The sequence below is a fragment of the Fretibacter rubidus genome, from assembly GCF_041429785.1.
Taxonomy (GTDB): Bacteria; Pseudomonadota; Alphaproteobacteria; order Caulobacterales; family Maricaulaceae; genus Fretibacter; species Fretibacter rubidus.
In genome coordinates this window covers 2473590-2494820 of record NZ_CP163423.1, presented here as the reverse complement: position 1 = coordinate 2494820, position 21231 = coordinate 2473590, and the positions used below count along the sequence as shown (strand labels likewise).

At 49.9% G+C, this 21231-nt stretch carries 13 protein-coding genes; 9 read left to right on the top strand and 4 right to left on the bottom strand.

The genetic code is table 11. The features are described 5' to 3' along the window. The first annotated feature begins 1 nt into the window (after position 1). From AB6B37_RS11435 to AB6B37_RS11425, 3 genes are all read left to right on the top strand, one after another. Positions 2 to 1000, top strand: coding sequence for a LacI family DNA-binding transcriptional regulator (locus AB6B37_RS11435; protein WP_371395934.1), 999 nt, complete (start codon positions 2 to 4; stop codon positions 998 to 1000). Positions 1001 to 1081: 81 nt separating this feature from the next. Continuing rightward, on the top strand, positions 1082 to 2494 hold the full coding sequence (locus AB6B37_RS11430) for a sugar porter family MFS transporter (RefSeq protein ID WP_371395933.1): 1413 nt from the start codon (positions 1082 to 1084) through the stop codon (positions 2492 to 2494). A gap of 39 nt (positions 2495 to 2533) precedes the next feature. After that, the gene (locus AB6B37_RS11425) at positions 2534 to 4234 is read left to right on the top strand and encodes a GDSL-type esterase/lipase family protein (protein WP_371395932.1); all 1701 of its coding nucleotides are present in this window, start codon (positions 2534 to 2536) and stop codon (positions 4232 to 4234) included. Between the two features lie 4 nt (positions 4235 to 4238). Here the strand turns inward: AB6B37_RS11425 and AB6B37_RS11420 are convergent, their stop codons facing one another. The 4 genes from AB6B37_RS11420 to AB6B37_RS11405 are packed head-to-tail and all read right to left on the bottom strand — an operon-like array spanning position 4239 to position 10223. Beyond that, on the bottom strand, positions 4239 to 5759 hold the full coding sequence (locus AB6B37_RS11420) for a tryptophan halogenase family protein (RefSeq protein WP_371395931.1): 1521 nt from the start codon (positions 5757 to 5759) through the stop codon (positions 4239 to 4241). Continuing rightward, complete coding sequence (locus AB6B37_RS11415) at positions 5756 to 7279, bottom strand: tryptophan halogenase family protein (protein WP_371395930.1); 1524 nt, start codon at positions 7277 to 7279, stop codon at positions 5756 to 5758. The genes AB6B37_RS11420 and AB6B37_RS11415 overlap by 4 nt, the downstream gene beginning before the upstream one ends. Beyond that, entirely contained in the window at positions 7272 to 8693 is a 1422-nt protein-coding gene (locus AB6B37_RS11410) for a tryptophan 7-halogenase (RefSeq protein ID WP_371395929.1), read from the bottom strand. The genes AB6B37_RS11415 and AB6B37_RS11410 overlap by 8 nt, the downstream gene beginning before the upstream one ends. Positions 8694 to 8696: 3 nt before the next feature. Then, a complete protein-coding gene (locus AB6B37_RS11405; RefSeq protein ID WP_371395928.1) occupies positions 8697 to 10223 on the bottom strand; it encodes a tryptophan halogenase family protein in 1527 nt (508 codons plus the stop codon). 251 nt (positions 10224 to 10474) lie between these two features. Between AB6B37_RS11405 and AB6B37_RS11400 the strand changes: the two genes are divergently transcribed. The 6 genes from AB6B37_RS11400 to AB6B37_RS11375 all read left to right on the top strand — a co-directional run bounded on the left by AB6B37_RS11400 (position 10475) and on the right by AB6B37_RS11375 (position 21216). After that, positions 10475 to 13483 carry a TonB-dependent receptor gene (locus AB6B37_RS11400; RefSeq protein WP_371395927.1) on the top strand — a complete coding sequence of 1003 codons (3009 nt, stop codon included), beginning with the start codon at positions 10475 to 10477 and terminating at the stop codon, positions 13481 to 13483. 164 nt (positions 13484 to 13647) lie between these two features. Next, the gene (locus AB6B37_RS11395) at positions 13648 to 16206 is read left to right on the top strand and encodes an exo 1,3/1,4-beta-D-glucan glucohydrolase (RefSeq protein WP_371395926.1); all 2559 of its coding nucleotides are present in this window, start codon (positions 13648 to 13650) and stop codon (positions 16204 to 16206) included. Between the two features lie 40 nt (positions 16207 to 16246). Then, entirely contained in the window at positions 16247 to 16873 is a 627-nt protein-coding gene (locus AB6B37_RS11390; RefSeq protein ID WP_371395925.1) for a gluconate 2-dehydrogenase subunit 3 family protein, read from the top strand. A gap of 35 nt (positions 16874 to 16908) precedes the next feature. Beyond that, positions 16909 to 18618 carry a GMC oxidoreductase gene (locus AB6B37_RS11385; protein ID WP_371395924.1) on the top strand — a complete coding sequence of 570 codons (1710 nt, stop codon included), beginning with the start codon at positions 16909 to 16911 and terminating at the stop codon, positions 18616 to 18618. 1 nt (position 18619) lies between these two features. Then, the gene (locus AB6B37_RS11380) at positions 18620 to 20308 is read left to right on the top strand and encodes a GMC oxidoreductase (protein ID WP_371395923.1); all 1689 of its coding nucleotides are present in this window, start codon (positions 18620 to 18622) and stop codon (positions 20306 to 20308) included. Further along, on the top strand, positions 20308 to 21216 hold the full coding sequence (locus AB6B37_RS11375) for a sugar phosphate isomerase/epimerase family protein (RefSeq protein ID WP_371395922.1): 909 nt from the start codon (positions 20308 to 20310) through the stop codon (positions 21214 to 21216). Before AB6B37_RS11380 ends, AB6B37_RS11375 begins: the two co-directional genes overlap by 1 nt. The last annotated feature ends 15 nt before the right edge of the window (positions 21217 to 21231 follow it).

The window sequence follows — 21231 nt, the reverse complement described above, 5'->3', positions numbered from 1 at the left end:
TATGACAACGATAATTGATGTCGCAAAACAGGCTGGGGTGTCGTTCAAAACGGTCTCCCGTGTGCTGAACGGCGAATCAAATGTGCGCCCCGAAACCAAAGATAAAGTTTTGCAGGCTGCCCAGGCCTTAAATTATCGGGTTAACAGTGCCGCCCGGCGATTGCGCTCTAAGACGCCGCATTTGGTGGCACTGTTTTTGAATAATCCCTCGCGCAGCTATGCCCAGGATGTGCAAATTGGTGCCATGGCAGGATGCCAAGACGCAGGTTTCACACTGGTTGTTGAAGACCCTGAAAAAAACGGTGCCATAGAACGGCTCGCCGCGCAGGATGGTTTGCTCGGCGCTATCCTAACGCCGCCGCAATCCGACGACCCAAAAATTATTGCACGATTGAATGCTGCGCGCGTGCCCTTTGTGCGTATCGGCACCGAGCGGTCTGTGGCAGGCAGCAACCAGGTCGGTATTGATGACCGTGCAGCGGCGGTGGATATGACAAATTATTTGATTGGCCTTGGTCATAGACGCATTGGTTTTATTTGCGGACCGCAAGACCATGAGGCCAGCTTGCGCCGTTATAAGGGCTATTGCGACGCTTTGCAGGCAGCGGGTATAGCTTTTGATAATGACATCATAGAGCGCGGCGACTTCACTTATGCATCGGGGCTTACGCTTTCAGAGCGTCTTTTGGCGCTAGAAAACCGCCCGTCAGCGATATTTGCCAGCAATGACGAAATGGCGGCAGGGTGTCTTGCCGCAGCTTATCGCCGTAATATTCGCGTGCCTGAAAAGCTGTCGGTAACTGGGTTTGATGACAGTCCCGTGGCGCGGGTGATTTACCCTGCTTTGACTACATTGCACCAAGCCACCCGCGATATGAGCCAAAAGGCGATTGCCCTTCTTGATCAAAAAAGACGGCAAGATAGCGATGAAGAAATCGTCGTTAAACTACCGCATGAATTGGTCATCCGTGATTCTACAGGGCCGTTTATCCCGAACTAAAGTCGTCATTGTCCGTGAAAACGATTGACAACCTTGTCATTTTGGCATTGCTTAGGGTAAATAAATATAAAGGGGATAGAGATGTCAGATACATCGACCAGTTCAAAACAGTCGGGTAACATAGGATTCATTGTCCTAATTTGCCTTGTCGCAACGCTAGGCGGCTTTCTATTTGGCTTTGACAGCGGGGTTATTAACGGCACCGTTAAAGGCCTTGATGCGGCCTTTAACGCAGAGAATTTTGCCAGTGGGCTAAATGTAGCCTCTATGCTGCTTGGTTGTGCTGTCGGTGCATTTTTTGCGGGCAAGTTATCCGATCAATATGGTCGTCGTAATATGATGATGATTGCAGCGGTTTTCTTTATAATATCCGCTTGGGGCTCTGGTATCGCAGGCAGTTCGGGCAGCTTTATTATTTTTCGTATTTTTGGCGGTTTGGCTGTTGGCGCAGCATCGGTCATGGCTCCAGCTTATATTTCTGAAATTGCACCAGCCCATTTACGCGGCGGTCTGGCTTCCATTCAACAGATTGCCATTGTTGTGGGTCTAACGGCTGCGTTTTTCTCGAATTACTACCTCGCAGGTGCATCGGGTGGGGCCACGGAAATTTTTAATGGTCATGAAACATGGCGCTGGATGTTTTGGGTTGAATTGGCCCCTGCCTTTTTGTTCCTAATCCTGCTGTTTTTCATTCCCAAAAGCCCGCGTTATTTAATGGTGAAAGGCGATGAACCTGGTGCGCTTGCATCAATGACACGGCTATTTGGTAGCGATGTGGCTGCCAATAAAATCAACGAAATTAAAGCGTCTCTCGCAAGTGACCATAAACCACGGTTGTCGGATTTATTAAAGACGAGCGGCGGCGGATTACGTCCAATCGTTTGGGTTGGTATTGGTTTGGCTGTGTTCCAGCAATTAGTCGGTATCAACGTGATCTTCTATTACGGTGCCGTGATGTGGGAAGCAGCCGGCTTTACAGAGGCTGACGCGCTTAAGCAAAATGTCTTTATGGGTGTGATGTCAATTTTCGCGACGCTCATCACATTGTTCCTCATTGATAGATTTGGTCGTAAGCCGTTCTTGCTGATTGGTTCTATCGGTATGTCAATTATGCTAGCCATTGTCGCTTATGCCTTTTCATCGGGCGAGTTGGTCAATGACGCCTTGGTGCTAAGCGATAATATGGGACGCACTGCGCTTTATGCGGCTATGGCTTATGTGTTCTTCTTTAACATGACGTGGGGCCCTGTGATGTGGGTGCTGCTTGGTGAAATGTTCCCCAATCAAATCCGCGGTTCAGCCTTGGCGGTTGCAGGATTTGCACAGTGGATGGCTAACTTCCTTGTGACGCTGTCATTCCCAGTGATGCTTGGCTCCATCGGTCTTGCAGCGTCATTTGGTATTTATGCCGCCTTCGCCTTCCTCTCTATCTTCTTTGTTATCAAAGGTGTCTCGGAGACAAAAGGGATGGAACTTGAGGACATGCAAGGCTAGAGCCTCTCCCCATAATAAAGCGATAGCGAGGGTAGATAAATGCAGTTAAGCGCACGACCTACCCTCGCTTTTTTTATACGGTTTTTTCTAATAGCTTTGGCAGTGATCGCCTCGGCCTGTGGTTCTGCAACGACTGAAAAACTTATTTCCTTTGATAATGAAAAACTCACCGTTTTGGGGCGTCACGTGGCAACGGATGACGGCTTAAAAATGGGGTGGCCAGGCTCTGGGCTTGCGTTGTCCTTTCACGGCCAGACATTTTCAATAGAGATTGAAGATGACGGTCACGGTATCATGGATGTCGTCATCAATGGTCAAGAACACACACCGCTAAAGCTAAAGGCTGGGGTTCATCGTTACTCGGTAGTCGACGTGACCAAGTCAGCTAATTTTGACGTCTCTGTTACTCGCCGAACAGAAGTGTTTGATACAGGACTGTTCACAATTCGCGCGTCGATGATAGACGGACGCCTTCTCAATCGTGATCGCCCAAACCGAAAAATATTGTTCATGGGTGATAGTATTACGGCGGGGTTTGGTGTGCGCGGCACAACAAAAGACTGCGAGTACGACCCTAGCACGAATGCGCCTTTGCAAGCTTACGCTAGTCTGACGGCAGACACCCTTGCGGCAGAGGCGCAATTGATTGCAATATCAGGCCGAGGTGTGGTGCATAATTGGGACGCCAACCCTGCCCCCGTCATGCCAATGCAAATTGATTATGCGCTGCCTGATGATGTGGCTGGCCCGCTCTGGGATCATTCCAAATTCACGCCTGACGTGATTGTTACCACTTTGGGCACCAATGATTGGTCGGTGATAAATCCGGGGCGCGATAAATTTCGCAGTGGCTATCTGCACATGTTACGTAACTTTCGCACGCGCTTTCCTGCGGCGCATATCGTAACGGTGAACGGCCCGCTCTTGGGCGGTGAAAAAGGGGCGGCTATTCGCGACGGCATTGATTTTGCTATGGATGCAATGGCGGATAATGAAATTTCGACTCTTGATGTAAGCCTGTCAAATACAGGTATAAAATGGAGCTGTAATAGCCACCCAGGTCGTGACAGCATGGCCAAAATAGCGCGCGAATTGTCTGTGCATATCACTCAGCAAACGGGCTGGGATTTACGCACGGCGTTGCCCATGATTACGCCGCCTGACTTGCCCAAAGACGGTCAAACGCATTTTAAAAACCGTGTTCAGGCTATTGACGGCGCCCCAATCATCAAGAACGGCGTCATGTTAATTGGTGATAGCATCACGGAAGGCTGGTTGGGCCGTGAGGATTTACTACCAGTCAGGTCCCTTACAAATCATGGTGTGGGTTGGGATACGACGGCGGGCGTTCTTGCGCGTATGCCGCAAATATCCCGCCATAACCCAAATAAGATTTTTGTCATGATTGGCACCAATGACCTAAGCTGGGGCGTCGCAAAAACCGACATAAAGGCAAATTATAAAACTCTGATAGAGATTTTGAAAAAGCGCTTTCCAAAGGCAGATATATACGTGCAGTCCATTCTACCGCGGGACATTGATAAGCGCGATGAGGTTCATACGATGAATAAGTCTTTGCGTGAGAATGCCGTGCAAGCGGGTGTGACCTGGATTGATTTAACGGATGAGTTTTCCGCTGATGACGGTACATTGGACCCGACACTGACCTATGACGGCTTACATCTGAATGATGCAGGCTACGCCCTTTGGGCTGAGCAGTTAAGGCCCCATCTGGACTAATTAATTAAAAACGCTCACTCTCGGCTTTGCAGTGCTCATTGATGTAATCAATATGACGGGGCATCACTTTTTCAGAATTAATCACTGTGGCGCGTATCTCTTCTAGCCTCTGTTTAATCTCGGCGTCTGATAGGACATGGACAACGGGGTGGTAGCTCTTGGGTTCCAGCTTTTGACCATGCATGACAGCCAGCCAGCTGGTCTCATTAAATAGCTCATTATCTTCGCGAAATACACGACCTGTAGATTTGAACACATCCATTTTTTGCGCTAATTTATCACTGACAGGTAGGCTTTGAACATGCCGCCAAAACGGTGTGTCATCGCGGGTGCTAGCTTTGTAATGTAGAACGAGGAAATCTCGCACGCGGATATATTCATTGCGCGTGCGTTCATTGTAATAATCAATGACACTGTTATCAAAATCCATATCTGGAAAGTTTGACATAAGGCGCGATAATCCCGTTTGGATCAAATGAATAGAAGTACTCTCTAGCGGTTCCATGAAGCCTGCCGATAAGCCCAAGGCAAGGCAGTTTTTATGCCAGACTTTATCCCGTATCCCTGTCGTAAATTTTAGGTGCTTAGCAGGGGCCAGCGGCTCACCTTCTAATGTTTCACGTAAATCCGCTTCTGCTTGCTCAGGGGTCAGAAATCTATCGCAATAAACATAGCCATTGCCTAGGCGGTGTTGCAGTGGAATGCGCCATTGCCAGCCGGCATCGCGCGCTGTGGCGCGGGTATAAGGTATAGGGTCATCCGCTTGACGACATGCAATGGCCACGGCGCGATTAACAGGTAAGTGCTCTGACCAATCATCATATCCAACGCCCAGAGTTTTAGAAATCAGCAGCCCGATAAAGCCAGTGCAGTCGATAAAGAAGTCACCTTTAATGTCTGTGCCGTCCTCTAGGGTGACAGAGGTAATATGACCTGTTGCACCATCTTGGACAACGTTTGTGACCCGTCCTTCCGTGCGCGTGACACCATTTTTTTCAGATAGCTCGCGTAAGAACTTTGCGTAAAGTCCCGCATCAAATTGAAAGGCATAATGGATTTTAGACAGCGGTGAGCGCGGCACATCCATCGGGCGGGTAAACTTGTTTCGCGCGGCCCCATAAGCTTGCAGGCAGAAATCTGACAGCGGTGGAATATTACCCATAACTGATTTTAAACGGAGCCAGAAATGGTGGAAGTGAATGCCTTCCATATCCACTCCGTAACCTCCAAATGGGTGGATATAGCTATCGCCTTTCGCGGACCAATCTTTAAATTCGATGCCCAGTTTAAACGTGGCTTGGGTCTTGGCCATAAACTCGTTTTCATTAATGCCCAGCAGGTCATTAAATAGCGCAATTTGGGGGATGGTGGCTTCTCCAACACCGACCGTTCCAATGGCTTCGCTTTCAACCAAATAGATTTTAATATTCGAACGCCCCATGATTTTGGACAGCGCCGCAGCAGCCATCCACCCTGCTGTGCCGCCACCAATAATAACGATGTTTTTAATCTGTTTATCGGTCATGATTGTCTCGTGCTAATTGCGCCGTATTGTTTTAAAAAATCTTCATGGCTCGGCATTGCTCGGGCGGCTTTGGCGATGGCGTTTTGCATAGACCCTAAGCTGTCTTGAAGTTGCTGGGGCTCAATCGCATCCACGAGCGGGTTGTAACCTTCTGGCATAATATTCTGACCCAAAAATACCGCCACCCAACTTGTCTCTGTAAACAAATCGCCATCATAGCGGAAAAAGCGGCCATTGCCTTTGAATAGGTCTAGTTTATTTTGCAGACTGTCTGGGACAGGCATGGTGCGTACATAATCCCAAAACGCATCATCATTACGTTTTGTGGCAATATAATGCAGCATGAGGAAATCACGCACTTGTTCAAATTCTTTATGCATAATTTTATTATATTCATCCCGTTCCACAGATTTGAAATCGCTATCAGGGAACAAAGCGAGTAGCTTTGTAATGCCCGTCTGAATGAGGTAAATTGAGGTGCTTTCTAGCGGTTCTAAAAATCCAGCGGATAGACCAAGCCCGATACAATTTTTGACCCAGAAATCTTTGCGCTGTCCCGTTGTAAAGCGAAGCTGTTTCACCTCGCCTGTTGGTGTCCCGCCAAGACTGCCCAAAAGCTCGGTTGTGACCGCATCGTCATCAATATAATCTGACGCATAGACATAGCCATTGCCTGTGCGGTGTTGCAGCGGGATACGCCATTGCCAGCCCGCGCGTTTGGCTGTGCAACGCGTGTAAGGCAGGGCAGGGCTGACTTTTTCGCACGGCACAGCTTGGGCGCTATTCACAGGCAGGTAGTGCGACCAGTCATCGTAATCGGTGCCCAATGCTTTGCCGAGCAGCAAGGAACGAAAGCCAGAGCAATCAATGAATAGATCCGCTTTAATCTCGGTGCCGTCCATCATGGTGACCGAGCTAATAAATCCGTCATTTTTGCGTAAGGACACGTCAACGACTTTCCCTTCACGCCGCGACACGCCTCGGGCCTCAGAATAATCGCGTAAATAAGCGGCATAGGCCGTGGCATCAAATTGAAACGCATAGGCAAGGCGTGACAAGGGTGACCGGGGGTCGCGTTGCGGCATGAGCGCCTTGCCAGCGGCCGCCGCCATAGCTGTCATGCAAAAGCTTTCAATCGGCGGCGTGTTAGGGTCGCGTGATTTCAAAGCGCGCCAATAGTGGTGGAAGCTTATCCCGTCCATATCCGCACCATGCGTACCAAAGGGATGAAAATAGCTTTCGCCCTTTTGCCCCCAATCAACAAATTCGATGCCGTATTTAATCGTCGCATGTGTTGCGGCCATAAAAGCGGGCTCATCAATACCTAGCATACGGTTAAAGGTAGCAATATTCGGCAAGGTCGCTTCGCCAACACCGACGGTGCCGATCTGCTCGCTTTCGATTAATGTGACAGAAGTTTGGCGTGTATCAAGCGTACGCGACAAGGCGGCTGCTGTCATCCACCCCGCCGTGCCGCCGCCAATAATAGCGACAGATTTTATGGGCGCTGCTCTAGTCATAAGCAAAGCCCTCGGCGGCACAGTGACGTTTGATGAAATCAACGTGGCTTGGCATTTGAGCTGTAGCTTGGCCGATAATCGTTTCTAGGCCTTTGATTTTGTCGTCGACATCGTCAGGATTTATGCCGATGACCATAGGGTCAACCCGCTTTGGTATTATGCCGTGACCGAGGAAAAGGCTGACCCACTGATCGCGAAACAAATGATCTTCATCCAATATGGCCATGCGGCCTCGGGCTTTAAAAAGATCATATTTAAACTGCACAGACTCTGGCACGCTCATACTCATTGGCGTACCCGCGAGTTTATAATGCAGGATCTGAAAATCACGGAGACGGTCATAGGTTTCCCCGCTTAGTCGGTTAAATTCAGACCGTTCAATCGGGTCATCTAATTGTGGGGGGAACAGCTTTAATAACCGCTCAATATCTAATTGCATCATGCGAAGTGTTGCCCCGAACCTTGGCTCAATGGTCGCTGCTGCCGTGCCGAGCGTTACGACATTACCCACCCAGAGCTGCTCTTGTCGTCCAGACGAAATAGTGGCGTCGCAATCCGTTGCCGTTGAAAACACAAGCTTATGCGTTGTGTTTTGCAGCGGCGCGTGGACCGTCCAGCCGCTGTTGGTTGCCTCTATTTTTGTGGCTATTGGCAGTGAACCGTGAGGGGTTTTTGTTTCTGAGTTGTAGCTTTTAGCAAATCCCCAGCCTGACCACATTTGAGATTTGCGCGTAGATTGTTGACAGGCAATCCGTGCGTCTGGGCCAGAGGCATCGATAAATAAATCAGCCTGTAAAGTCTGGCCGTTATCAAGCGTCAGGCTTTTAATATGGTTGCCTGCTGTATCAAACGAGACAAGTGACGCCTTCACAATATTAACACCGAACTTTTCGGATAATGCGAGCAGTTGCGCAGCATAAGCTTCGGCGTTAAAGTGGTAACCATAGCTGTAATCAGACAGCACGGGGCGGCCTTTGGTGTCGGGCGGCAGGAACTTGCCCTGGCGGGCGGCTTTGGCGGGAAGGCAGTAATTTTCAATAGCCTGTAATGACGGCAACCGTCCTAAATGGGCCATAGCATGATAGAATGCGGCGCCGCCCAGCGATATGCCGTAATCAGCGTAAACCGCATAAAAATCCCCATTATCACCACCAAAGCCGACATAGTGGTCGCCCAAGCTAAAGGTGGCCTGTGTGGTTTTTATAAAATCGAGCTCAGATAGGCCAATGGCTTTGTTAAATCGCCGTAAATCGTAATGGGCAACACTACACCAACTGGCACGCGCACATTCGCCCGTATCAACGACTGTCACAGCGTATTTGTGTTTCGGCAGATGTCGCGCTAGATAGGCCGCCGCCATAGGGCCAGCGATGTCTCCGCTTAGGATGACAATGGATTGTCGCGGCTCGCTCACGGGCTATGCATCCATCGCGGCAGACCGCAGCACATGATGTTTTATATAATCGCCGTGATTTTGCATCGTGCCAACGGCATTATCAACGGTTGATGCCGTTTGCGCCAATTGCCCCGCTAAGACCGTGTCGGGCATCAAGTCGGTTAGGGGATTGTAGCCTTGCGGAACGATATTTTGACCGTAATACACCGCGAGCCAACTGGGGTCTTTAAACGCCCCAATTTCATATGTCACAACACGTCCACTGCTGCGGAATAAATCCATTTTATATTGCAAGCTGTCTGGTATTTCCATTGTTCGGCAGTGGTTCCAAAATGGGCTATCGTCGCGAGTTGTCGCCACATAATGCAGCAGTAGAAAATCGCGCACCCGCTCGAACGATATATCCATAATACGGTTATATTCATCACGGTCGACAGCGTCACAATCCTTGGTCGGGAACAGTTCTATAAAATTCGTGATGGCTTCTTGTATTAGATAAAGTCCCGTTGATTCGAGGGGTTCTAAAAATCCACCCGACAGCCCGACTGCCACACAGTTTTTCTCCCAGCATTTATCGCGTTGACCTGTGGTAAAGCGTAGCATTTTCGGATCTGTGCGGGCTGGACCTTCAAGGTCTGCCATTAATGTGTTTGCCGCTTCGTCATCGGATATGAAGTCGGAACAATAAACATAGCCGTTGCCTGTGCGGTGTTGCAGCGGAATGCGCCATTGCCAGCCTGATGCTTTGGCTGTGGCTGTTGTATAGGGTAGGGACGGACCAATATGTTCACACGCTGCCGTAACGGCACGGTTACACGGCAAATAATTCGTCCAGTCCCGATATCCCACGCCAAGCGCGTCTTTAATCAAAAGCCCACGAAAGCCAGAACAGTCGATAAAGAAGTCTCCCGCAATGTCTTGACCATTTTCCAATGTGACGCTGTCGATGAAGCCAGTTTCAGAATTTATATTGGTTTGGACAACGCGGCCTTCTTGACGGGTCAATCCGCGCGCCTCTGAAAACTTACGCAGATATTGTGCATATAGCCCAGCATCAAATTGATAGGCGTATCCAAAAGTTGAAAGCACATTATTAGGGTCTGGATGGGGGGGTTGAAACTTTCCGTGCCGTGCTGCCATGACGGGTAGGGAATAGCTATCCAGATGTGTGTTTTGTCCCAATTTGGCAGCGCGGCTGACATAGTGATGAAACGGCACACGGTTAATATCAAAACCGAAATCACCAAAGGGGTGAATATAGCTATCGCCGATCTTGCCCCAATCTTTAAACTCAATGCCTAGCTTATAGGTGGCTTTGGTCTCGCGCATTAATGTGGCTTCATCAATGCCCAGCTTTTGATTAAAAAACCGAATGTGAGGCAAAGTCGCCTCGCCAACACCGACGGTGCCAATGGCTTCTGATTCAATTAAAGTAACATTTAATCCACCTTTACCCAAGGTCGCGGTCAGCGCCGCTGCTGTCATCCAGCCAGCGGTGCCGCCGCCAACAATAACAATATTTTGGATGTCGCGATTATCTGTATTCACCCTAAGCTTCCCCTTATTACGCTGTTAAGCGCCTTATTCACGCTATGCGGCGCTATAGCATTTGTCACCTGACTCAATGTCGCGTCAGACGAATTTCTTTAATTCAACGATACCGTGACAGAAACAACACAGTTTTTCTTTTAATGCAAATTCTTACAACTTTGCAATTGACATCGTTGTCAATTTTGCGTCTTTTAGACACTAAAGGCCCGTAGAGCGCCGTCTAAACATATATCTGTAAGGGGATTACTGTGAAAAACACCACAACCTATTTGAATCTACAACAAAGCTTCGCGCGCAATTTGCTTCGCGGTGGCTCTATCGCTATTTTGGCGGCAGCAACCTTTAGCACAGCATCATTTGCCCAAGATGCAGCTGTTGATGAAGAAGACGAAGTTGTTGCAACCGGCATTCGCCAGTCACTGCAACGCGCCCAAGACATTAAGCGTGACGCTGATACATTTGTTGATTCAATCACGGCGTCTGATATTGGCGCGCTGCCTGACCGTTCAGTCCTTGAAGCCCTACAGCGTGTACCGGGTGTTTCTATTTCACGCTTTGCGGCGGGCGATGATCCAGATCACTTCTCTGTTGAAGGTTCAGGCGTTGTTATTCGCGGTCTGTCTTATGTTCGCTCCGAATTTAACGGTCGTGACGCTTTTACGGCCAATAACGGTCGCGCGCTCGGTTTTGCGGATGTCCCGCCAGAGCTTGTTGGTGGTGTTGACGTTTTCAAAAACCAAACCGCTGATATGATCGAAGGCGGTATTTCCGGTGTCGTGAACCTTAAAACGCTTGTGCCATTTGATCGTCCAGGTCGTGTTGCCTCTGTGACTGTTGAGGGCACTTATACTGATCTGGCCGAAGAGTGGTCACCGTCGGGTTCAGCGCAGTTTTCTGACCGCTGGGATACGAAAAATGGTGAATTTGGTCTTTTGGGTAATATTTCCTACTCAAACCTAAAGTCTCGTTCTGATGGTTCGCAAATTTCACCGCTTTATCCTTATGATGATGGTGCTGGCGGAACGATTGCGGCGCCGTCTGGGGCCAATATTCGGACGCAGTTCTTTGATCGCGACCGCCTTGGTGTTGCTCTTGCGGGTCAGTGGGCCAGCAACGACGGCTCAACGGTTTTGACAGGTCAGTTCATTCGTTCCGAAGCATCAAATGTTTGGACAGAGCGCGGTATGGTGTCAGAGGAAGATCCAAATGCTCGTCGTGGGAACTTTTTCTCCGACCTTACATCTGTATCTTTGCCCGGCGGAACAACCGTTCCTTTTTCTCGCGATGATGTATCGCCTGTTGGCGTTGGCAGCTTGTTCGAATCTGGCGTAATTTCATCCGAAGACGCAGGCTGGTATGGTTTTCCGGGCGTTCGTATTGCCAACAGTACTCGGGTGTCTGACACCGAAACGGTAACGTCTGATTATTCAATGAATTTGAAATGGGCGCCAACGGATCGTTTGCGTGCTAATTTTGACATGCAGTATGTCGATTCGACGGTTAAAAATTCTGATATATCGGTCTTTGTCGCACAGCCTCTGGATATTGCGCTGAATCTTGGTGATTGCGCGACAGGCTTTACGGGATGTGGTGACCCTACAATTGGTTATGACTTAAGCACACGTTCAGGCGGGGCGTCGACAACTGATCCGTCCACGGCTTACTGGCGTGCGGCAATGGATCATTTCGAGGATTCTGAAGGTGACGAGCTCGCGCTACGAGCTGATCTTGAATATGATTTTGAAGACGGTGGCTGGTTTAAGTCTGTTCGTGTTGGTGGTCGTTTCGCCGAACGTGATCAGCTAACGCGTTGGTCCAATTACAATTGGGGTAACCTATCAGAAGCTTGGGCTGGCGGCGTTGTTGACGCAGGTTCGGTGGGCAATATTGAGGAGTTTACCTTTGATAACTTCCGTCGCGGTGATGTTTTGACCGGGGCCGACACATTCTTGTTTGCGTCGGAAGCTTTAGTTTCTGATTATCGTGCGTTAGTCGATTTCACACAAAATAGCGGTTCATTCCCCAATGAAGGATGGAGTCCTCATGGCGGTACTCGCGCTGATTTCGGGCCAGAGCAGTTGTCTGACACGGTGGAGACAACAATGGCGCTCTATGCGCGTGTTGATTTCGGTCAAGACAATGTCAATGCCTTCGGCGGCATTGATGTCGAGGGTAATTATGGTCTGCGGATTGTTAATACTGAAATCGACTCAAATGGTTTTACAAATTATCAGTCTGAAAATCGCTGCTTTACAAATGGTGGTGGCCCCGAGGTCGGATTGGGCGAGGTGTGTGAAACTCTTGCTCAAGGGTCGGTCGAAAATGTGGCAAGCAATTCTTTCGTTGATTTCTTGCCGTCGTTTAACCTGAAATTGGGCTTAAGTGATGAGCTCATCATGCGCTTTGCTGCGGCACGTTCTATATCGCGTCCAGATGTTGGCTCATTGCGTAATTTCCGCAATATTCGGGCTGATATTCAGTCAACGGGGCAACCTGGTGGTCCGTCAGAGACATTTGCCTTTAACCGTTTTATTGTTGATGGTGGCAACCCAGACCTTCGTCCTGTGAAGGCTAATAAAATTGATGCCTCTCTTGAGTATTACTTCAGCGATGTCGGCTCTTTGACGGCCTCGGTTTTTTATCAAGAGCTCGAAGATATCATTTCGAGTGGCAGCACGAGCGTTGCGATTGGTAATATTTCATCCCAGTTCACAGGTGCAACAAACTCTGGTGACGGTAACGTAAAAGGTTTCGAGCTAGCCTATCAGCAGTTCTATGACTTCTTGCCGGGTGCGCTGAGCGGCTTTGGGATGCAGGCCAACTACACCTATGTTGACCAGTCACGGATTCCGAATTCGGCCATTAGCTCCGTGCGAACGAACGGTGTTGCTGATTTCACAGAGCCTTTCCCAATTGATAGCCTGGAGCGTCTATCCAAGCATACGTTTAATATCGTCGGTCTCTACGAATCTGACGAAATTGAAGCGCGCTTAGCCTATAACTGGCGCTCTGATTTCTTGTTGACGGCGGCTGACGTGATTACGCGCTTGCCCGTTTACAATGAAGCCACAGGTCAATTGGATGCGTCGTTCAAGTATAAAATCACACCGCAATTCCAAGTCGGTGTGCAGGGCGTGAATTTGCTCTCTGAGATTACAGAGACAACGATGCAGTTTAACCCGCAAGGCGACCGCTTCCTGCGTTCACGCTTTGAAAATGACCGTCGTATCTCGCTGATTGGCTCGTTCACTTTCTAGTTGGACGCAGCTCATAATGATGCGGAGTTTTCTGCGCGTCTTTAAAATGATCGGGGTCCGCCAGCTATGCTCGCGGACCCTTTTTTGTCGAATTGGTAGTTTGTGCCAATCGGCCCTATAATTGATTGATGCCAGCGATGGCTTACTAACGGATCGAGGATAACGTGACATTGAACTTCCCCCTAAAAAGCGCCGCTTTGGCAACAACGGCTATCGCGCTTTCACTTGCCCTGATCGGCTGTAGCAACGCCTCAATGCCAACAGATAAAGCGAATGTGGACGCTGAAATGCGCGCACCGGGGGCGGTCAATCCAGAAATTTGGCCAAAGCTCGAAAGCCCTGTTGGCTTGGACGCTGCTGTTGAGGCGCGCATCTCGGACATTATCGCGAAAATGCCATTGCGTCATAAAATCGGACAGATCGTTCAGGCTGATATTGGCTCCATCACACCAGAAGATATCAAGACTTATCCGCTCGGCTCTATTCTAAACGGCGGCAATAGCGCGCCTAATGGTGATAATCGCTCGCCTGCATCAGCTTGGGTTGAACTCGCAGACGCGTTTTATCTGGCGTCCCAAGAGGCCTATCCAGAGGGTGTGCCGTTTATCCCAATGTTATGGGGAACGGACGCCGTTCACGGCCATAACAATATTCCTGGCGCAACCGTCTTTCCGCACAATATTGGTCTTGGTGCGACCCGTAACCCGTCTCTGCTCGGTCAAATCGGTGCGATTACCGCGCAAGAAATTCGCACTGGCGGGCAAGAATGGACCTTCGCACCGACCATTGCTGTCGTGCGTGATGACCGTTGGGGGCGCACTTACGAAGGCTATGCTGAGAACCCAGAGGTGACAGCGTCATATGCCGGCGAGCTTGTGCGCGGTATTCAAGGTGTGCCGGGATCTGACGGTTGGCTACAAGGCAATAAAGTTATCGCAACCGCCAAGCACTTTGTCGGTGACGGCGGTACAGCAGGGGGCCGTGACCAAGGGGATAATCTGGACAGCGAGGAAGACCTACGTGATATTCATGCGGCGGGTTATCCGGCTGCACTGGATGCGGGCGTGCAATCTGTGATGATTTCATTCTCTAGCTGGCAGGGCAAAAAGCTGCATGGCCATAAGGGGCTGATTAATGACGTGCTGAAAGGCCAAATGGGCTTTGATGGTTTCGTTGTGGGTGACTGGAATGCTCACGGCCAAATCGAAGGCTGCACAAATGAAAACTGTCCAACCGCACTTCACGCGGGCCTCGATATGTATATGGCCCCCGATAGTTGGCGCGGTTTGTTTGACAATTTGCTTGCTCAAGCCGAAGCGGGCGAGATTGATATGGCCCGCCTTGATGATGCGGTGCGTCGTATCTTGCGCGTGAAAATCCGGAGTGGCCTGTTTGAAGCGGGTCTACCGTCGCAGCGCGCTTTGGCCTCTGATTACGACTTACTGGCCAGCCCAGACTCTAAAGACGTCGCCCGCCAAGCCGTGCGCGAAAGCCTTGTTCTGCTTAAAAATGACGGTGTGCTGCCGCTCTCCAAAGGGATGAATATCCTCATGGCAGGTGACGGCGCGGATAATATAGGCAAGCAATCGGGCGGGTGGACACTGTCGTGGCAAGGCACAGGCAATGCCAATTCCGATTTCCCTGGCGGAAGCTCGTTTTACGATGGTGTTTCGCGACATGTTAAAGCGGGCGGAGGCTCTGTGACCTTATCCGAGGATGGTAGCTACGCAGCAAAACCTGATGTGGCCATGGTCGTGTTTGGTGAAGACCCTTATGCCGAGTTCAAAGGCGATATTGACAATCTGTCTTATAAGCCTGGCGATGATAGTGATTTGGCGCTTTTGCAACAATACAAAGCTGACGGTATCCCCGTCGTTGCCGTATTCCTATCAGGGCGCCCGCTTTGGATGAACCGCGAAATTAATGCGTCTGACGCTTTTGTGGCTGCGTGGCTACCCGGGTCAGAAGGGGGGTATGCGACCGACGTCCTATTTGGTGATATGGATTTCAAAGGGACACTGCCCTATTCTTGGCCGCGCACAGCGGTGCAAACGCCGCTTAATGTCGGGGATGAAAATTACGACCCGCTCTTTGCTTATGGTTATGGTCTGACTTACGCGAACCCTGCCAAGGTCGGCACACTGCCCGAAGAGGCTGGCATTGCATTGTCCGTGAAAAATGACAGTGATTATTTCCGCGTTGGTAAAGCGGTTTTCCCTTGGGCGCTATATGCGTCTGACGATGCGGGTAAAACCACAATTGCAACAACGCGTGGCCGCTCGCCCATGGGTGTTATCCAAGTTAATTCTGCTGATGACGGCGCGCAGGAAAATATTCGCACGATTGCGTGGGATGGTCGCGGCCCAGCACGATTTGAAGTCGGCGGGAATGCCATTGATTTATCTCGCCAAACTACTGGTGATATGGCCGTCTATTTCCGTATTCGCCGTGATACCGATATGGGCAATGCTGATTTATCCCTCGGTGTATTGTGCGGAACAAATTGTAAGGCAGGCACTCAGGATCTAGGGTCTTCGCTATCCAAAGCGCCAGAAGGTGAATGGCAGGACTATCAAGTTAAGCTATCCTGCTTTGGTGAAGGGGATGATTTGGATCAAGTCACAGCACCTTTCACCTTATCGAGCACAGGCGCGTTTCAAGTTAGTCTATCCGATGTACGTCTTGTGTCTAATGAGGGAGCGGCCACGTGCTTGAGAGAGTAAGCGCAAGGTTACACGCTTAAAATAAAAAGGGGATATGCATATGGCTAATAAGAAAGCTGATATGGCTGAAGCGAGCATGGCTACATCAACGGTGGTTAGCGGTCTTGACCGTCGTCATGCTATGAAAATGCTTTTGGCGCTGTCTGCGACTAGTGTCGCATCGACAGCTCTGTCGGGATGTGTTGGCGGTGATGCATCTGATACTCTCGCGCCTATATCCGCTCCAGCTGTTATGGCTGATGCCTCTATGGCTTTGTTGACGGCATTGGCTGATACCATCATCCCAACAACGGACACACCAGGCGCAGTCGCTGCCAATGTGCCGTCAGAGCTAGGCGCAATGTATAAAGAGTGGGGCGATGACGCCTTTCGCCAAACCTGGGCCTCTGGTCTGGCCAGGCTAGAAAAGACCTTCATTACAATGGGCGGGCAGCCTTTTGCAAAACTTTCACCAAAACAACGTGAGGCGCTATTGTCAAAATATGACGCCGACGTGTTTGATGGTAAAACCGATGATGCTTTTTATAAAGATATGAAGGCAACCGTCGCCACCGCCTATTATATGTCGGAGCCCGGCGCGACGGAGGAATTAATTTACGAAGCCGTTCCCGGCGAATGGAAAGGTTGCGTACCATTTTCTGATATTGGTCGGACATGGGCGACATAATGCGGCGCGAGACTCAAAAGGGGGACGCGTAAGCTATGGCAGATTTTGACGTAATTGTTGTGGGCTCTGGTATGTCTGGTGGCTGGGTAGCCAAAGAAATGTCTGAGAAGGGCTTTAAAGTCGCAGTCATTGAACGGGGGCGCGATATTAGTCCGACGAAGGATTACACCGATATGGTGGATCCGTGGGATACGCCCAATTTGGACAAAACTTCGGCGCAAGACCGCGCGGATTACCCAGTCCAATCCGAGGTTTATGCCTTTAATCAAAACACCAAACACTATTGGGTGAAAGACGGTGAACACCCTTATGAGACACCCGCGGGTCAAGATTATAAATGGCGGCGCGGTTACCACACAGGCGGTCGGTCAATTATGTGGGGACGGCAATCCTACCGCATGTCCGAAATTGATTTTGAGGCCAATAAAAAAGACGGCCACGGGGTTGATTGGCCTGTGCGGTATAAAGATATCGCGCCGTGGTATGACTATGTTGAAAAATTTGCAGGTATTTCAGGTTCGAAAGAAGGCCTAGAGATATTGCCCGACGGCGTGTTTCAGCCGCCGCATGAACTAACCTGTGCGGAGAAAGAATTTAAAAAATCAATAGAGACGAAATTTCCAGGGCGAAAGCTTATCCCTGGACGGGCGGCGCATTTGACCAAACCAACAGCAGAGCAATCGGCCTTGGGCCGCGGTGAATGCCAAGCCCGCAGCCTCTGTGAACGCGGTTGTTCTTATGGCGCCTATTTTAGCTCTAACGCCGCGACGCTTCCTGCTGCCAAGCGCACGGGAAATCTGACGATGATCAATGATACGGCCGTGCACAAGGTCGATTATGATGCCGCCTCAGGTCGTGTCACAGGCGTGAAAACAGTGAATGTCACAACGGGCGAGGCCAAGACGATTACAGCGCGTGTGGTGTTTTTAAACGCATCGACCATTGCGACATCAATGATTTTGTTGAACTCGAAATCAGATGCCATGCCAAATGGTCTTGCTAATTCATCAGGTCAACTGGGGCATAATCTTATGGACCACGTTGCAGGTGCGCGCGGCGGGGGTATGATGCCCGGCATGCTCGACAAATACCATTATGGTCGTCGCCCTAACGGATTTTATATTCCGCGTTTTCGTAACCACACGGAAGAGGGTGAGGGCTTTGTACGCGGCTTTGGCTATCAAGGCCGCATCTACCGCCTCAATTGGCGGGCGAATTTGAACAAGGCAGGTATTGGCGATGATTTTAAATCGCAAAATCAAACGCCGGGGCCGTGGTATTTAGGCATGGTTGCCTTTGCTGAAGTGCTACCCAATTTCGATAATCACATTAGCCTCCATAAAACGAAAACAGATCAATGGGGCATGGCTGTGCCTGTTATTAATGCCAAATACGGCGCCAATGAGGTGGCTCTGATAAAGCAAGCGACGCGTGATACACGGGCGATGTTAGAGGCATCCGGATTTATTGGTATTGAGGGAGATAATCCTGACCGTATCAGTGCCGATACTATGTCTACGCCTGGAAACGGTATCCACGAAATGGGCACGGCCCGCATGGGGCGCGATCCAAGCACATCTGTGCTCAACGGATTTAACCAAGCCCATGACGTATCTAACCTATTCATCACTGACGGTTCGTTTATGACTTCGGGCGGATGCCAAAACCCGTCCCTAAGTTATATGGCCTTTTCCGCGCGTGCAGCCGACCATGCAGCCAAGCTTATGAAAGCGGGTACGATTTAATATGGCAGATTTTGACGCTATCGTTGTGGGGTCAGGCATGTCAGGCGGGTGGGCCGCCAAAGAATTATGCGAGCGCGGGTTAAAGACGCTTGTCCTAGAACGCGGCAAAGACATCGACCCAACTAAAGATTACTCGGACATGATGGATCCGTGGGATAAAAAGTTTCTCGACCGCGTCCGTCCTGATGAAGCCGCGCGTGATTATGCCCGTCAAAAAGACGTTTATGTATTTTTTGAAAGCACCAAGCATCTTTGGGTAAAAGACAGCGACCATCCCTATGACGTTGCCAAGGATACGGATTATGAATGGTACCGCGGGTATCAAGTCGGTGGACGATCGCTTCTTTGGGCGCGTATGAGCTACCGTTTTTCTGACCATGATTTTGAAGCCAATAAAAAAGACGGCGTCGGTGTTGATTGGCCCATTCGGTATAAAGACTTGTTGCCGTGGTATGACAAGGTTGAAACCTTTGCAGGAATTTCTGGCAATAATGACGGTCTTGGGCAATTGCCTGACGGGAAATATTTACCGCCGTTTGAGCTTGATTGCGCAGCTAAAGATTTGCAAGCCAAGCTCACGCAAAATTTTAATGACCGACAATTAATTGCTGGTCGTGTTGCGAATTTAACCCGTACAACGCCCGAGCAAGAAGCGCTAGGACGTGGCCCCTGCCAAGCGCGCTATCACTGCTTTCGCGGCTGTTCTTACGGGGCTTATTTCAGTTCTAATTCCGCAACACTGCCCGCAGCAGACCGCACGGGCAATATGACGCTAAAGCCTGACTCGATTGTTCATTCTGTCATTTATGACCCAAAGACCAAACGCGCCACAGGCGTCAAAGTCATTGACCGCTTGACTAAAGAAACAAAGATTTACACGGCCAAAATCATTTTCTTGAACGCTTCGGCCATCAATACGGCGGCTATTTTGCTTCAATCGACATCTGACGCTTTCCCAACGGGATTGGCCAATCGCTCTGACCAAGTCGGGCGCAATTTAATGGATCACGTTGCGGGGGCGCGTGCAGAAGCTAAGGTTGACGGCCTGACTGACCGTTATGTCTACGGCCGTTATCCGGGGCAGGGTTATATTCCGCGCTACCGCAATTATCCTGACTATGACCAAGATTATAAGCGCGGCTTTGCGTTCCAGGTCTACACAGGGCGCGGCAGTTGGACAGGCAACCGAAAAGGTGTTGGGCAGCAATTTAAAACAGATAACCGCGACCCTGGTCCGTGGACTGTGTTCCTTGATGCTTACGGTGAAGTTCTGCCTGATCCAAACAACCGTGTTTATCTGCATGGCAGCAATGTCGATCAATGGGGAATTCCTATTCCTGTAATGGATGCGCGGATGGGGCCAAATGAATATGCGCTAATGGAAGCGGCTTCAAAGGATGCCGAAGATATTCTGATCAAAGGCGGCTATAAGGACATCAAAGTCCACCCTGTGCAGCCGACCAAACCCGGCAACCGGATTCACGAAATGGGCACAGCGCGTATGGGTCATGACCCGAAGACGTCAGTCCTCAATAAATGGAACCAAGCGCATGATGTTAAAAACCTTTTCATCACCGACGGCGCGGCCATGACGTCATCGGCCATACAAAATCCATCGATAACTTATATGGCGTTATCCGCGCGTGCGGCCAACCATGCCGCTGATTTGCTAGAGCAAGGAGTGTTATAATGATTTCACGACGTTTAATCTTGGGGGCCGGCGGGTCGTTCATCGCATTATCAGCATGTGGTAAATCCACAGAAGTCAGTAAAAGCGCTGCCGTGAGCAGCGGGCGTAGTATCGAAAAAGTCGGCTTGCAGACCTATACATTGCGCGAAGCGATGAAGGCGGATTTCATTGGAACGTTTCAGATGATAAAAGATATCGGTTATGATTACGTCGAGATTAATGAGCGAAATTATGAAAGCCATAGCGCGACAGACTTGCGCGCAATTCTGGATGATGTCGGTCTGCCGTCCCCTGCGTCGCATGTGGGGTACAACTCTATTACCACAGAGATACCACTGACAATTGAGCGCGCCAAAATTATGGGCTGCGAATATATGATCCTTCCTTATATCGGTGAAGACCAGCGCACACTTGCTGATTGGAAAGCCCATGCGCAGACTTTTAATCAGGCGGGCAAACAACTATCGGATGCGGGTGTGAAATTTGCCTATCATAATCACCAGTTTGAATTTGATGACTTGGGCGGCGGCACAACCGCAATGGAGGTTTTGATGAATGAAACAAGCCCGGACCTTGTGGACTTTGAGCTTGATTTCTTTTGGGCAAACCTCGCGAGCCAAGATGTCCCCGCGCTCATCAACCGCTATCCTGGACGTTTCACCCTATGCCATATCAAAGATATGAAAGGCGATCCGAAAGCAGCCCTTGCACGCGGTGATAGTTACGAAACAATTACAAATACAATCATGGTTGATGTGGGGACGGGCACAACGCCATTTACGGACTATTTTACGCTGAACGATATATCAGGCATGAAATATTTCATCGCCGAACATGATAGCCCCAAAGCCCCGTATGACCAGGCCGTGAAAACAAGCCTCGACAATATTCGTGCCATGCGCTTTTGAAATTAAGAGGCATCT

Excerpts from the sequence above, each read along its gene's own strand:
- AB6B37_RS11435 (WP_371395934.1), top strand. The coding sequence starts at position 2 with ATGACAACGATAATTGATGTCGCAAAACAGGCTGGGGTGTCGTTCAAA.
- AB6B37_RS11430 (WP_371395933.1), top strand. The coding sequence starts at position 1,082 with ATGTCAGATACATCGACCAGTTCAAAACAGTCGGGTAACATAGGATTC.
- AB6B37_RS11425 (WP_371395932.1), top strand. The coding sequence starts at position 2,534 with ATGCAGTTAAGCGCACGACCTACCCTCGCTTTTTTTATACGGTTTTTT.
- AB6B37_RS11420 (WP_371395931.1), bottom strand. The coding sequence starts at position 5,759 with ATGACCGATAAACAGATTAAAAACATCGTTATTATTGGTGGCGGCACA.
- AB6B37_RS11415 (WP_371395930.1), bottom strand. The coding sequence starts at position 7,279 with ATGACTAGAGCAGCGCCCATAAAATCTGTCGCTATTATTGGCGGCGGC.
- AB6B37_RS11390 (WP_371395925.1), top strand. The coding sequence starts at position 16,247 with ATGGCTAATAAGAAAGCTGATATGGCTGAAGCGAGCATGGCTACATCA.
- AB6B37_RS11385 (WP_371395924.1), top strand. The coding sequence starts at position 16,909 with ATGGCAGATTTTGACGTAATTGTTGTGGGCTCTGGTATGTCTGGTGGC.
- AB6B37_RS11380 (WP_371395923.1), top strand. The coding sequence starts at position 18,620 with ATGGCAGATTTTGACGCTATCGTTGTGGGGTCAGGCATGTCAGGCGGG.
- AB6B37_RS11375 (WP_371395922.1), top strand. The coding sequence starts at position 20,308 with ATGATTTCACGACGTTTAATCTTGGGGGCCGGCGGGTCGTTCATCGCA.